14 protein-coding genes are annotated in these 12,643 nt (G+C 69.0%); 4 read left to right on the plus strand and 10 right to left on the minus strand.

What is annotated here, in order from left to right; translation table 11 throughout:
- The first annotated feature begins 52 nt into the window (after nucleotides 1–52).
- Nucleotides 53–922, plus strand: a complete 870-nt coding sequence (locus tag Q7S93_RS01070) for a DUF3426 domain-containing protein (RefSeq protein ID WP_304711654.1) — start codon at nucleotides 53–55, stop codon at nucleotides 920–922.
- Entirely contained in the window at nucleotides 912–1,442 is a 531-nt protein-coding gene (locus Q7S93_RS01075) for a phosphoribosyltransferase (protein ID WP_304711655.1), read from the plus strand. Before Q7S93_RS01070 ends, Q7S93_RS01075 begins: the two co-directional genes overlap by 11 nt.
- Nucleotides 1,443–1,463: 21 nt before the next feature.
- Here the strand turns inward: Q7S93_RS01075 and arfB are convergent, their stop codons facing one another.
- The 3 genes from arfB to Q7S93_RS01090 form a co-directional block, all read right to left on the minus strand.
- Entirely contained in the window at nucleotides 1,464–1,883 is a 420-nt protein-coding gene (gene arfB / locus Q7S93_RS01080) for an alternative ribosome rescue aminoacyl-tRNA hydrolase ArfB (protein WP_304711656.1), read from the minus strand.
- Nucleotides 1,867–3,171 (minus strand): hemolysin family protein, encoded by a 1,305-nt coding sequence (locus Q7S93_RS01085; RefSeq protein ID WP_304711658.1) that lies wholly within the window; start codon nucleotides 3,169–3,171, stop codon nucleotides 1,867–1,869. Before Q7S93_RS01085 ends, arfB begins: the two co-directional genes overlap by 17 nt.
- Nucleotides 3,172–3,258: 87 nt before the next feature.
- Entirely contained in the window at nucleotides 3,259–3,744 is a 486-nt protein-coding gene (locus tag Q7S93_RS01090) for a Fur family transcriptional regulator (protein WP_304711660.1), read from the minus strand.
- Nucleotides 3,745–3,845: 101 nt separating this feature from the next.
- Between Q7S93_RS01090 and Q7S93_RS01095 the strand changes: the two genes are divergently transcribed.
- Nucleotides 3,846–5,894: a TonB-dependent receptor gene (locus tag Q7S93_RS01095; protein WP_304711662.1), complete on the plus strand. Its 2,049-nt coding sequence runs from the start codon at nucleotides 3,846–3,848 to the stop codon at nucleotides 5,892–5,894.
- Between the two features lie 91 nt (nucleotides 5,895–5,985).
- On the opposite strand, the gene Q7S93_RS01100 is transcribed toward Q7S93_RS01095, so the two are convergent.
- The 3 genes from Q7S93_RS01100 to Q7S93_RS01110 all read right to left on the minus strand — a co-directional run bounded on the left by Q7S93_RS01100 (nucleotide 5,986) and on the right by Q7S93_RS01110 (nucleotide 8,817).
- A complete protein-coding gene (locus Q7S93_RS01100; RefSeq protein ID WP_441339423.1) occupies nucleotides 5,986–6,885 on the minus strand; it encodes a DUF4167 domain-containing protein in 900 nt (299 codons plus the stop codon).
- 265 nt (nucleotides 6,886–7,150) lie between these two features.
- Nucleotides 7,151–8,020 carry a peptide chain release factor N(5)-glutamine methyltransferase gene (gene prmC, locus Q7S93_RS01105; RefSeq protein WP_304711666.1) on the minus strand — a complete coding sequence of 290 codons (870 nt, stop codon included), beginning with the start codon at nucleotides 8,018–8,020 and terminating at the stop codon, nucleotides 7,151–7,153.
- Complete coding sequence (locus tag Q7S93_RS01110) at nucleotides 8,017–8,817, minus strand: MOSC domain-containing protein (protein ID WP_304711668.1); 801 nt, start codon at nucleotides 8,815–8,817, stop codon at nucleotides 8,017–8,019. Before Q7S93_RS01110 ends, prmC begins: the two co-directional genes overlap by 4 nt.
- Before the next feature lie 78 nt (nucleotides 8,818–8,895).
- Here Q7S93_RS01110 and Q7S93_RS01115 point away from each other — a divergent pair, with 78 nt between their 5' ends.
- Nucleotides 8,896–10,116, plus strand: coding sequence for a YihY/virulence factor BrkB family protein (locus Q7S93_RS01115; RefSeq protein WP_304711670.1), 1,221 nt, complete (start codon nucleotides 8,896–8,898; stop codon nucleotides 10,114–10,116).
- A 1-nt stretch (nucleotide 10,117) separates the two neighbouring features.
- On the opposite strand, the gene prfA is transcribed toward Q7S93_RS01115, so the two are convergent.
- The 4 genes from prfA to Q7S93_RS01135 form a co-directional block, all read right to left on the minus strand.
- Complete coding sequence (prfA, locus tag Q7S93_RS01120) at nucleotides 10,118–11,194, minus strand: peptide chain release factor 1 (RefSeq protein WP_304711672.1); 1,077 nt, start codon at nucleotides 11,192–11,194, stop codon at nucleotides 10,118–10,120.
- 142 nt (nucleotides 11,195–11,336) lie between these two features.
- Entirely contained in the window at nucleotides 11,337–11,633 is a 297-nt protein-coding gene (locus tag Q7S93_RS01125; protein WP_304711673.1) for a hypothetical protein, read from the minus strand.
- A 70-nt stretch (nucleotides 11,634–11,703) separates the two neighbouring features.
- Entirely contained in the window at nucleotides 11,704–12,168 is a 465-nt protein-coding gene (locus Q7S93_RS01130) for a hypothetical protein (RefSeq protein ID WP_304711675.1), read from the minus strand.
- Between the two features lie 40 nt (nucleotides 12,169–12,208).
- The coding region (locus Q7S93_RS01135; RefSeq protein WP_304711676.1) for a flavodoxin-dependent (E)-4-hydroxy-3-methylbut-2-enyl-diphosphate synthase at nucleotides 12,209–12,643 on the minus strand (435 nt) is incomplete at its 5' end.

Here is a 12,643-nt window from a genome sequence, read left to right on the forward strand (position 1 = left end):
ACCGGAATCGGCGACCTCGATACGGTGGGCTGGAGGGTCCGATACGGCGGCCATGATACTGACCTGTCCAGACTGCTCCACCAGCTATTTCGTGGACGACGCGAAGATTCCCGAGGATGGGCGCGTCGTGAAGTGCGCGAGTTGCGGCCATCGCTGGACGGCGCGCCGCGAAATCGAACTGGAGACGGCGCTTCCGGCCGCCCAGATTGAGCCCGCCCCCGCCGATACCCCTACAACCTCTGCCAATCAAGCCGAGCCCGAAAAGACCGAGGCGCCGGCCGAGGGCGGCGTGGCCCTGCCCAAGGCCTTCCGGGCCAAGGCCCATGACAACCGCCGCCTGCGCGAGGCCGCAGCCACGGGCGTGGTCTGGGCGGGCATGTCGGCGGCGCTCGCCCTGATGATCGCCGTCGCGGTGGTCTTCCGGGTGGACGTGGTCCGCCTGTGGCCCAGCACGGCCGGCGCTTTCGCCAGTGTCGGCCTGCCGGTCAACAGCGTCGGCCTGGCGATCGAGGGGGTGGAGTTCGAGCCGGCCCTGCACGATGGCCATGCGGCGCTTTCGGTCTCGGGCATGATCCGCAATATCGAAGACCGCACCATCACCGCCCCGCCGCTGCAGATTCGCCTGCTGGACAAGTCCGGCGCGGCCGTGGCGACCAAGGTCGCCCGGGCGGCGGACCCGAACATCCCCCCGGGCGAGACCCGCCACTTCGCCATCGCCATCATCGATCCTCCGGGCACGGCCGCCGACCTGGAGGTCAGCTTCGCCGAACTGCGCGCCGCGGCCGAACCCCCGGCCAAGCCTGAGGCCCTGGACCTGCGGGGCGCGGCCGAGGCCGCCGCCCCGGAGATCGAGGCCCGCGAGGTGATCGACGCCAAGCCCCTGGCCGCAGACGACCCCGAGGCTGAAGACCATGGCGGCTGAGCGAACCCCAGAGGTCCTGCTGGACGAGGCCGAGGTGGCCCGCCGGGTCGAGGCCCTGGCCGGCGAGATCGCCCCGCGGATCGACGATGACACTGTGGTCATCTGCCTGCTCACCGGCGGGCTCTGGTTCTGCGCCGACCTGACCCGGGCGCTGGCGCGGGCCGGCCGTAACGTGCGCTTCGACGCCCTGTGGCTGGCCTCCTATGGCGACGCCCGCGCCAGCCTGGGCCGCTGCGAGGTGCGGGCCGACCTGCAGCGCCCCCTGGAGGGCCGCCGCGCCCTGATCGTCGATGATGTGATCGACACCGGCTTGTCGCTGAGCGAGGCCGCCCGCCTGGTGCGCGACTCCGGCGCGTCCGAGGTGCTGACCTGCGTCTTCGCCACCAAGCCCTGGCCGACGCCCCGGGCCATCGAGCCGGACTTCGTCGCCTGGACCGCCCCGCCGCGCTTCCTGGTGGGCTATGGCATGGATGCGGCCGGCCAGCTCCGGGGTCTGCCCTATGTGGCGGCGATGGACTGAGCGGCCCCGCGCGGGCGGGCTTCAGTCGTCCTTGCTTGGCCTGCCGCGCATGGATTTCAGCCCGCTGCGGCGGGTCTTGCTGTCTAGCCTGCGCAGCTTGGAGGCCTTGGTGGGCTTTGTCGGCCGACGCGCCTTGGGCCGGTGCAGCGCCTGACGGATCAGCTCGGCCAGCCGCTCGCGGGCCTCCTGCCGGTTCATCTCCAGCGACCGTGAGCCTTGCGAGAACAGGATCAGCACGTCGTCGTTCGACAGGCGGCTGCCCGACAGCCGCCTCAGCCGCGCCTTGACATCGTCCGCCAGGCTGGACTTGCCGACGTCAAAGCGAAGCTCCACGGCGTTGGAGGTCTTGTTGACGTGCTGTCCGCCCGGCCCGCTGGCCTTGACCATCCGTTCGGTGAATTCGTCGTCCTCGATGGAGACGGCGTCAGTGATCTTCAGCATCGGCCTCGAGCCGGGTGAACAGCAGCTTGTCGATCCGGCGCCCGTCCATGTCCATCACCTCGATCTGGTAGCGGCGGATGGTGGCGATGTCGCCTTCCTGGGGGATGCGGCCCATGCGGTGGAGCACCAGGCCCGCGGCGGTGTGGAAGCCCTCATTCTCCTGGAAGGTCTCCCCCAGGCGGTCGCCCAGGTCCATCAGGTCGGCCCGGCCATCCACCAGGAACGAGCCGTCGTCCCGGCGGACGATCAGCGGCGCGGAGGCCCCATCATGCTCTTCGGGGAAGTCGCCGGCGATCATTTCCAGCAGGTCGATGGGGGTGACCACGCCGTCCAGATTGCCGAACTCATCGACCACGAAGGCCATGTGTGTGGTGGTCTTCTTGAAGTGCTCCAGGGCGCGCAGGATCGACGTGGTGTCGGGGATGAACAGCGGGGTGTGGATCAGGGGCTCCAGCTCGAAGGGCGCGGCGTCCATCAGCAGGTCGGCGACATCCTTCTTGTGCAGCACGCCCAGGGGATCATCGACCTCCTGGCCGCGGCTGACCACGATGCGCGAATAGGGGCAGGCGCGGATTTCCTCGCGGATCTTCTCCTGCGTGTCGGACAGCGAGATCCAGTAGACGTCCCGCCGGGGCGTCATGGCCACCCGCACAGGGCGGTCGCCCAGCCGCATCACCTCGGTCATGATCTGCTGCTCGGCCGGCTCGATCAGGCCGGCGCGGGCGCCCTCGGCCAGGGCCATTTCCACATCTTCCTGGCTCATGGCCTCGCCCTGGGCGTCGCGGACCCCCAGCAGCCGCAGAACAAAGGCGGTCGATCCGGTCAAAAACGTGATGAAGGGACCCATCGCCAGCGCCAGCCAGGTCAGGGGGCGGGCGGCCATGGCGGCCATGGCCTCGGGGAAGATCAGGGCCAGCCGCTTGGGCTCCAGCTCGCCGACGATCAGCGACAAATAGGTCAGGCAGACCACGACCACGCCCGTCGAGATGGCTTTGGAATAGGCCGCCAGGGGGCCGGCCTCCAGCAGCAGGTCCAGCTCGCCGGCGATGGTGGCCTGGCCGAAGGCGCCGGCCAGGATGCCGATCAGGGTGATCCCCACCTGCACCGACGACAGGAAGCGGGTCGGCTGTTCGGCCAGGCGAAGGGCGGCGGCCGCGCCCTTGTCGCCGCGATCGGCCCGGGCCTGCAGCTTACCCTTGCGCGCGGAGACCACGGCCAGCTCGGACATGGCGAAGAGGCCGTTGAGCACCAGCAGGAGCAGGACGGCGACGATGGCGGCGAGGAGCATGGACCTGAAACAGGGAGGCGTGACCGGGGGGTGGCCGCCGCTCCAGTCTAGGGCCTTGGCGGTTTCACGCCAGATGGGATGGGGTGACTAGGTCTGCACCTTGCAGGCCGGGCAGAGGCCGCGGGCTTCAAGCGTCACCGTGCGCACGGCGTAGCCGGCGATCTCGGCGGCGGCGAACTGGGCCGAAAAGTCGGGCTCGAACTCCTGGGCCGCGCCACAGCACTCGCAGATCAGGAAGGCCGCCCGGTGGCCGGCGCCCTCCATCCGGCAAGGAACATAGGCGTTCAGGCTCTCGATGCGGTGGGCGAAGCCCAGCCGCTCAAGGAATTCCAGGGCGCGATAGACCGTGGGCGGCTTGGCCGGCTCGCCGTCCTGGCCATAGGCGGCGATCAGGTCATAGGCCTTCATCGGCCCGTCGGACTCCAGAAGCAGCTCCAGGACCCGGCGGCGCGGCGGGGTCAGCCGCTCGCGCGTGCGCTCGCACTGCGCCTGGGCGGCGGCGACGGCGTTCGCCAGGGCGACGCCTTCGAGGCCCGGTTGCGCGCTTTCGGCGTGGTGACACTCGGCTCCCATGCAGACCAGCTAAACATCTCTCTTTTTCAGCGCAACAGGCTTGACGTCTAGTTATGTTATTTCATAACGCTGCGGGTCAATTTCAAGAACGGGACGCCGACATGCGTAAATCTATCCTCCTGGCGTCCGCCGCCCTTTTGGCGGCGGCCGGTCCAGCCCTTGGCCAGACCGGTTCTCGCCCCACCAGCGTGTCGGAAGTCGTGGTGACGGCGGCGCCCTATGTGGTGTCCCTGGATTCGGTGACCACCAGCGTCGACGTGATCGACCGTGACGATCTGGATACCGCGCCGGCCGCCGGCCTAGGCGAGGTGCTGAGCAATCTGCCCGGCGTGCGTTCCAGCTTCTTTGGCCCTGGCGCCAGCCGCCCGGTGATCCGCGGCCTGTCGGGCCCCCGGGTCCTGGTGCTCACCAACGGCGTCGGCATGGTGGACGCCAGCGCCCTGTCGCCGGATCACCAGGTGGCGGTCGATCCCCAGGAGGCCCGGCGGATCGAGGTGCTGCGCGGCTCGGCGGCGCTCGCCTATGGCGGCTCGGCGATCGGCGGGGTGGTCAATGTGATCGACGACCGCATCGCCGAAGCCCCGGTGGAGGGGATCGAAGGCCGGATCATGGGCGCGCTGTCCAGCGGCGACAGCGGCGAAACCGCCTCGGGCGCGATCAAGGCCGGCCTCGGGCCCTGGGTGTTCAGCCTCGACGCCCTGCGGCGCCAGAGCGACGACTATGACGTGCCGACCCTGCCGGAATCCCGCCGGCAGCTGGCCGCCGAGGGCGAAGAGTTCCTCGGCAAGCAGGACAGCGTGGTGGAGAACACCGCCGTCGCCCTCGATTCTTATGGCGCCGGCGTCTCCTATGTGGGTGACCGGGGGTTCCTGGGGGTGGCGGTCAAGCAGACCGACACGCGCTACGGCGTGCCCGGCCATGCCCATGAGCATGGAGACGAAGATCATGATCATGATGATGACGACCACGACGACGAGGATCATGGCGCCGAAGAGGGCGTGCGCATCGATCTGAAACAGACCCGCTATGACCTGCGCGGCGGCCTCGACGTGGCCTTTGGTCCGTTCGAGCGGGTGCGGTTCGCCGGCGGCTATGCGGACTACGAGCATGTGGAGATCGAGGACGGCGCGCCGGCCACCCGTTTCCTTTCCGAGGGGTGGGAAGGCCGGCTGGAGCTGGTCCAGGTGGAACGCAATGGATGGCAGGGCGCGATCGGCGTCCAGGCCCTGACCCGGGATTTCGACGCCCTGGGCGAAGAAGCCTATGTGCCGGCCGTGGAGATCAACGAGGTGGGCGTCTTCACCCTGCAACGTCTGGACCGGGACTCCTGGGGCGTTGAGGGCGGTCTGCGCTTTGATCGCCGCACCCTGGACACCGCCGCCCAGGAGACCGAATTCGACAACGTGTCGGCCAGCCTCGGCGCCTTCATGCGACCGGCCGACGGGTGGTTCGCCGGCGTCAGCCTGTCGCGGGCCGGGCGGGCGCCCACTGAGGCCGAACTCTTCGCCGCCGGCCCCCACATCGCCACCCGGGCCTTCGAACAGGGCGATGCGAGCCTGGACTCCGAGATTTCCTACGCCCTGGACGCGACCCTCCACTATGACGGCGGCCCCTGGGACGCCGACCTGCACGCCTTCGCCGTGCGTTACGAAGGGTTCATCGACCTTCGCCCGACGGGCGCGGAGGATGCCGAGAGCGAGCTTCCCATCTTCGCCTACCAGCAGACCGACGCCGAGTTCTGGGGCGGGGAGGCCGAGGTTTCCTACCGCCTCTGGGAAGCCGGCGATCGCAGCTTCACCCTGGAGGGCGTCGCCGACTATGTGCGCGGCGACACCGACCTGGGCGCCCCGGCCCGCATCCCGCCCTGGTCGGCCACGGCCCGCGGCGTCTTCGAATCCGGCTGGTGGACGGGGAAGCTCGAGCTGCGCCAGGTGGGCGACCAGGACCGGGTGGCCGAGGGCGAACTGCCCACGGACGGCTATCGGATGATCAACGCCTCGCTGGTGGTGCGTCCCACCGACGGGTTCAAGATCTTCGTCGAAGGCCGCAACCTGAACGACGCCGAGGCCCGTGAGCACGCCTCGTTCCTGAAGGACCTTGCCCCTCTGCAAGGGCGGACCTTCCGCCTGGGGCTGGGCTACACCTTCTGATCCAGCCGTCGCCGGACAGGGCTTAACGAAAAACCCCCGGAAGCCTGGCTTCCGGGGGTTTTGTTATTGTCGCGAGACGTTTGGGGAACCCTCAGGCTTCCTCGGTCTCGCTGGACGGCGGCGCGCCTTCGCCACCTTCGAAGCTGCGGGGGGCGCGGCGGCGGCGGGGCTTGCGGACGGGCTCTTCGCCTTCGGCCTTGGGCTCGGCGCTGCGGGGGGCCTGCAGGAAGGCCGGCGCCTCGCTGGCGCCGCCCTCGGCGTCGCGCAGCATGGGGCCGTCGGGGACGGGCGTCTCGGCCACCAGGGGGGAGGCCTGAGGCTCGACCACCGCCATCGGATCCCGTTCGGGGCGCTCGCTACGGTCGGTCCGCTCGCGGCGGTTCTCATCGCGGTCGCGCCAGCGCTCACGGCGGGGCGGACGGGTCTCGTCCCGCGCCCGATCATCCCTGGGCTGGTCGTCCCGCGGGCGATCGTCTCTCGGACGATCGTCTCTGGCCCGGTCCTCTCTGGGGCGATCATCGCGAGCACGATCCTCCCGCGGGCGATCGTCGCGCGAACGGTCGTCCCGGCGGTTCTGGTCACGATTCTGGTCGCGATCGCGGCCGTTGCGGTCGCTGTCGTTGTCGGACTCGTTGTCGCCGCCCTCGGGGGCGTCAGACACCTGCTGCTGGCCGCTCTCGTCCTCGAAGTCGATGTCGAGGCCCGAGCTTACCTGGTCGCGGCCCAGGATCTCGCTGGGCGAGCGCTGGGGCTGCATGGCGCGCAGCAGGCGGAAATAGTGTTCGGCGTGCTGGAGATAGTTCTCCGCCAGAACCCGGTCGCTGGACGACGTCGCGTCGCGAGCAAGCTGCTGGTACTTTTCGAAAACGTGCTGGGCGTTGCCCCGCACCTTGACGCCGTCGGGGCCATTCGAATCGAAGGCGCGGTTCGCGTTGTGCTGCTGGGGCTTATTCCCGCCGCCTCCGCGATTGCGTCCGCGCTGACGCTTCATGCCCTTGAAATCTCTCATATGCGGTAACCGTCTTGCGCCGCGCCCAGGGCGTACCCTTCAGGACGTGCGGCTGCGTTAGCCTCATCTCGGGAGTGGGCGTAGCGCCCATTGTTCCGTGTTGAAGACGTAAATAATCCCCGTCATCCGCCCGATCTGGGAGCGCGCGTCGCAACGCGGCGCTTGCCGGAGTGGCCGCTGTCCCGATTTCCGGGTTCCAGCCTGTTTCACCGGCGATTTGGGTGGAGACAATTAGGGATGTAGCGATTCAGGCCGGATTTTCCAAGGCTCTTTTTTCGCCGAGCACCACCCGGTCCAGTCCGGCGAGGTCCTGGTTGGTCCTGACGCCCTCCGCGCCGGCCTCACGGAAGAGCGCCTCGACGGCGGCCTTCTGGTCATAGCCGATCTCCACGGCGAAGCGGCCGCCGGGCTTGAGCACCCGCAGGATCTCCGGCGCCAGGCGACGATAGGCGTCCAGTCCATCGGGGCCGCCGTCCAGGGCCAGGCGCGGTTCGTGCACCCGAACCTCAGGCTCCAGGGTCTCGATCACCTCCGAGGCGATATAGGGCGGGTTAGCGGTGACGATGTCGAAGCTGGCGTCCGAAAGGCCATCGGCCCAGTCGCCGCGCAACAGGGCGCACCGGCCCGCCAGGCCCAGATGGGCCGCATTGTCCCGCGCCACCGCCAGGGCGTCCTCCGACACATCGACCCCCAGGCCCCGGGCGTTCGGCCGCTCGGCGAGGATGGCCAGCAGGATGGCGCCGGAGCCGACGCCGAGATCGAGGATCGAGACCCGCTCGTCTTCGGTTCCGGCCTTGAGAACCGCATCGACGACGCATTCGGTGTCGGGCCGCGGGGTCAGCACATCCGGCGTCACCTGCAGCATGATCTTCCAGAAGCCCTTGCGGCCCAGGATGTGGCTCACCGGCTCCCGCCGCGATCGGCGGGTCAGATAGTCTTCGAGCGTGGCTTCCTGCTCCGGCGTCAGGGTCCGGTAGGGATCGGTGACGATGTCCAGCCGCGTGGCGTCGGCCGCGGCCTCCACCAGCAGGCGGGCGTCGATCACGGGGCCGGCCAGGCCTACCGCCTCAAGTTGCGCCTTGGCCTTGGCCCAGGCCTGCACCAGGGTCAGGCTCACAGGGCGCCGGCCCGCGGCGCAGCCGCCGTCGTCTCCGCCTGGGGCTGGCTGCAGGCGTCGCCCGGGGCGACCTCGCCCTCGCGGGTGACATGGACATAGACGCCACAGAACATGTGGCCGAAATGCTCGTACAAGGCCTTGGTGATCTCCATGTCGCGCTCGGCGGTGTGGGGGTGGACGTCGGGGGCGGCGCAGCGGACGATCGGCTTGAACACCTTAGCCTGGGCCCAGCCCACCATCAGATCCCGCCCGGCCCAGCCATTTTCAGCCCAGGCCGGCCAGCCGTCCACATAGATGTTGGCGCGGAACCGCAAGGGATCAATTTCCCGGCCGAGCTTCTGCTCCAGGTCGCGGACGCTGGCCAGATTGACGATCGAGACGTCGCCCCGGGGATGATCCATGAACCTGTGGCCCGGAGCCTCGACCACACGAAGCGGCCCACGGACCTCGTCGTCCAGAAGCCGTGTCAGCCAGTCGGCGAAGGCCTGACGGCCGGCGGCCTCGCCCAGGTGCGCGGCAAGGGCGGGCTGGCCGGCCGCTTCGACGTGCAGCACGCCGGAGTCCTCGTCGTAGCGGGAATGCGCCCGGGCCACGGCCGGGATCGCCGCCAGGACGGCGAACTTCTGTTTCGGGATGAAGACCGGCGCGGCCGGATCAAAGCCCGAGGGCCCGTTCTCCACGGCGAACAGGCGATCGCAAGGAAAGGGCGCCCCGGCGCCCAGCCGGACCCGGTCCAGCTGTTCGGGGGTGAAACCCTTGACGGGGTGCCGATAGAGGGCTGCCACTTGTCCGGTCATGGGCCTCCTGTTGCCGCAAGGCGGCCGGCGTCACAAGGGGAACGGTGTGGCTTGCGAAGGGTTTGATCGCACGTAACCATGACCGCGCCCCGCCAGACCTCCTCCCGCCGTCGCATCGGCGTCGATCTCGCCCGAAAGGGTCTGGTCGCAGCGCCCTGGGTGGCGCTGGCGGCGCTCGCCTTCTGGAAGCGGCGGCTGATCGAGCCGCCAGCCGGGATGAGTCGCCCCATCGCCGCCGATCCCCTGCAGATCGAGATCGAGGAGCCGGGCCGGGGCCGCCTGGCAGGCCATCCAAGGCACATCCCGCCGCACGGCTGGAAGGATGTCATCTGGCGCACCACCGCCGAGATCAGCCGCGACCAGCTCCCCCGGGTCGCGGCCGGCGTCACCTTCTACACCCTGCTGGCCATCGTTCCGGCCCTGGCGGTCTTTGTCTCGCTCTATGGCCTGTTCGCCGATGTGAGCCAGGTCCAGGGCCAGCTTGCCCAGATGTCGCAGGTGATCCCCGGCGACGTGGTCGACATCATCGGCGAGCAGATGAAACGCCTGGCGGTGGAGCGGAAGGCCAATCTCAGCCTGGCCTTCGCCTTCAGCCTGCTGCTCTCGGTCTGGACCGCCAGCAACGCCGTGCGCGCCCTCGTCGAGGGGGTGAACATCGCCTATGACGAGGACGAGAAGCGCAACATCGTCCAGCTGATGGCGCTCACCTATGCGGCCACCTTCGCCACCCTGGCCTTCCTCATCCTGGTGACCGGCCTCCTGGTGGCCGCCCCCATCGCACTCAGGCTCCTGGGCCTGGGGAGCCTCGAAGTGTTCTGGGGCCCGCTGCGCTGGCTGATCCTGCTGGCGATCGGAGCGATGGCGTTCACCGTGCTCTATCGCTATGGCCCGTGCCGCGCGCGGGCGCGGTGGCGGTGGGTGCTGCCCGGCGGGGTTTTCGCCTCGGTGGTCTGGATGGGCGGCTCCCTGGGCTTCTCCTGGTACATCAACAACATCGCCCGGTACGACGCCACCTATGGCTCCCTGGGCGCCATCATCGGCTTCATGATGTGGATCTGGGTTTCGGTGATGGTCGTGCTGCTGGGCGCCGAGCTGAACGCCGAGATCGAACACCAGACGGCGCTGGATTCCACCACAGGGCCGGAACAACCCTTAGGTCAGCGGGGCGCGACCATGGCCGACACGGTGGGCCTGGCCCTGACCACGACCCTGGCCGACGCCCTTGGGGCGGTGCGAAGCCGCGGCGCCAGCCTGGCGGCCCGCCTGCGCCGCGCCAGGCCAGATACGCCGGAAAGCTAGATCAGCCGAACTCGTCCTCAAGGGCTGAAAGGCGGGCGGCCTGGTCCTCGGCGATCAGCGGACCGATCACATCGTCCAGGGCCTCGCCCTCGATCACCTTGGCGAGGTTGTAGAGGGTCAGGTTGATCCGGTGGTCGGTCACTCGGCCTTGCGGAAAATTGTAGGTGCGGATGCGCTCGGACCGGTCGCCGGAGCCCACCTGACTCTTGCGGGCGTCGGCGCGGGCGGTGTCCAGGGCTTCGCGCTGCTGGTCATAGAGCCTGGCCTTCAGCACCTTCAGCGCCCGGGCCCTGTTCTGGTGCTGGGACTTCTCCGACGAGGTCACCACGATGCCGGAGGGCAGGTGGGTGATGCGGACGGCGGAGTCGGTCTTGTTCACGTGCTGGCCGCCGGAGCCCGAGGCGCGATAGGTGTCGATCCGCAGGTCGGCGTCATTGATCTCGATCTCCACGTCCTCGACCTCGGGCAGGACGGCCACGGTGGCCGCCGAGGTGTGGATCCGCCCTCCGGCCTCGGTCTCGGGCACCCGTTGCACCCGGTGCACGCCGCTCTCGTATTTCAGCCGGCCGAACACCCCGTCGCCGGTGATCGAGGCGATGATCTCCTTGTAGCCGCCGACCTCACCCTCGGAGACGGAGTCGATCTCCACCCGCCAGCCCTGGGTCTGGGCGTAGCGCTGGTACATGCGGAAAAGGTCGCCGGCGAACAGGGCGGCTTCGTCGCCGCCGGTGCCGGCGCGGACCTCCAGGATGGCCGAGGCGTTCTCGTCCTTGTCCTTGGGGGCCAGCAGCAGGGCCACCTGGCGTTCCAGCTCGGGCAGGCGGGCCTGGAGCTCGGCCAGTTCCTCCCGGGCGAGGCCGGCCATTTCGCGGTCGCTGGCCGCGGCCATCTGTTCCAGCTCCGGCGCCTCGGCCCGGGCCTTCACCAGGGTTTCCACCGCCTCGGCCACGGGACGCAGCTCGGCATGCTCCTTGGAGAGTCGGACGATCTCGGCGCCGTCGCTGGCCGCGCCCATCCGCGCTTCGATCTCGTGGAAGCGGTCGAGCACCTGGTCGAGGCGGGCCTGGGGAAGTCGCACTTTGGATTGTCACCTGAACATCTGGGGACGCCTATCTAGCGTCGCGCGCAGTCTGGGACAAACCTCCCGCGCCGACCTGCGGCCGGGACTCCATCGGATCGTGGGAAAAGGGGCCGCGCAAGAGGGCGCGGCCCCTCTGTTCTCAGGCGCGGACGCCGGTCATCGGCGCGCTGCCGAAGGCGCCGAGCTTCACATTGCCGTTCATGGCGTCGCCTTCGACCTTGGCTTCGAACTCCAGGGTCATGGGCATGGGTTGGGTGATCTGGGTGGACCAGGTCAGGGTGTCGCCATTGACCTTACCCTCGACGCTCTGCGTGCCCATCTGACCGGAGGTGGTGCCGGTGAAGGTGTCGCCGCTGGTGGTGATGACGGCGTCGACCGTCTGGGCGCCCATGGGCGTGTTGATGGTGATCTTCCAGTTGCCGTCTGCTGCGGACATGACGTCCTCCCCATTCATGGAGCCGGCACCTAATCAAGCGGCGGGGACGGGCGCAAGCATGACCCTGACGTCAACCTCCGGGGGTTTCGGACTCCCCCAGCGAGACGCCGGCCTGGCGAAGCCGGGCGAGAATCTCGATCAGGCGGCCATAGGTGTCGTTGGCGCCCGACAGCATCTCGGCGCGGGTAAAGACCGCCGAAGGCACGACCAGGCCCAGATCGCGGCGCTCGATCATGCCCACCTCGATCAGGGCCGCCACATAGGGATCCTGGACGTGTCGCGGCAGGCAAAGGCGGGCGGCCAGTTCAGCCTCGCTGATCGGCCGGCGCTGGCTATCAGGCGGAATGTCGTGAAGGGCGGCGTAGCGGTCGGTGGTGGCTCGCAGGTGGGCGGTGTTGGCGGTCCAGACGCCGGTAAACACCAGCAGGGAAATCAGGTCTCCCCCATATCTGTGGGCCATGTCGCTGAGCAGATCGACCAGCTCGAACGCCAGGAGGCGGCCAGTCAGCCGGCGATTGTCCGGGGGGGAGGGCATGGGCAAGCAACTCGTGGGATGGGAAAAAGGCGCCCCGCGGCTATTCGGCGGCGGCCAGCTCAGCAGCCTGGGCGGCGGCGAGCTCAGCCGCGCGGGCCTCCACCAGCTCGACGATGTGGTCGACCATGTGCTCGTTGTCCATCTTATGGTCGGGCTTGCCGGCCATATAGACCATGCCTGAGCCCTTGCCCCCGCCGGTGAAGCCAAGGTCGGTCATCAGCGCCTCGCCGGGACCGTTCACCACGCAGCCGATGATCGACAGGCTCATGGGGGTGGAGATGTGGGCCAGGCGGCTCTCCAGGGCCTCCACCGTCTTGATGACGTTGAAGCCCTGACGGGCGCAGGACGGGCAGGCGATGATGTTCACGCCCCGGTGGCGCAGGCCCAGCGCCTTGAGCATGTCGAAGCCGACCTTGATCTCCTCGACCGGATCGGCGGCCAGGCTGACGCGGATGGTGTCGCCGATCCCGGCCCA

The organism is Phenylobacterium sp. (genome assembly GCF_030646615.1).
In the GTDB taxonomy this organism is placed as follows: domain Bacteria; phylum Pseudomonadota; class Alphaproteobacteria; order Caulobacterales; family Caulobacteraceae; genus Phenylobacterium.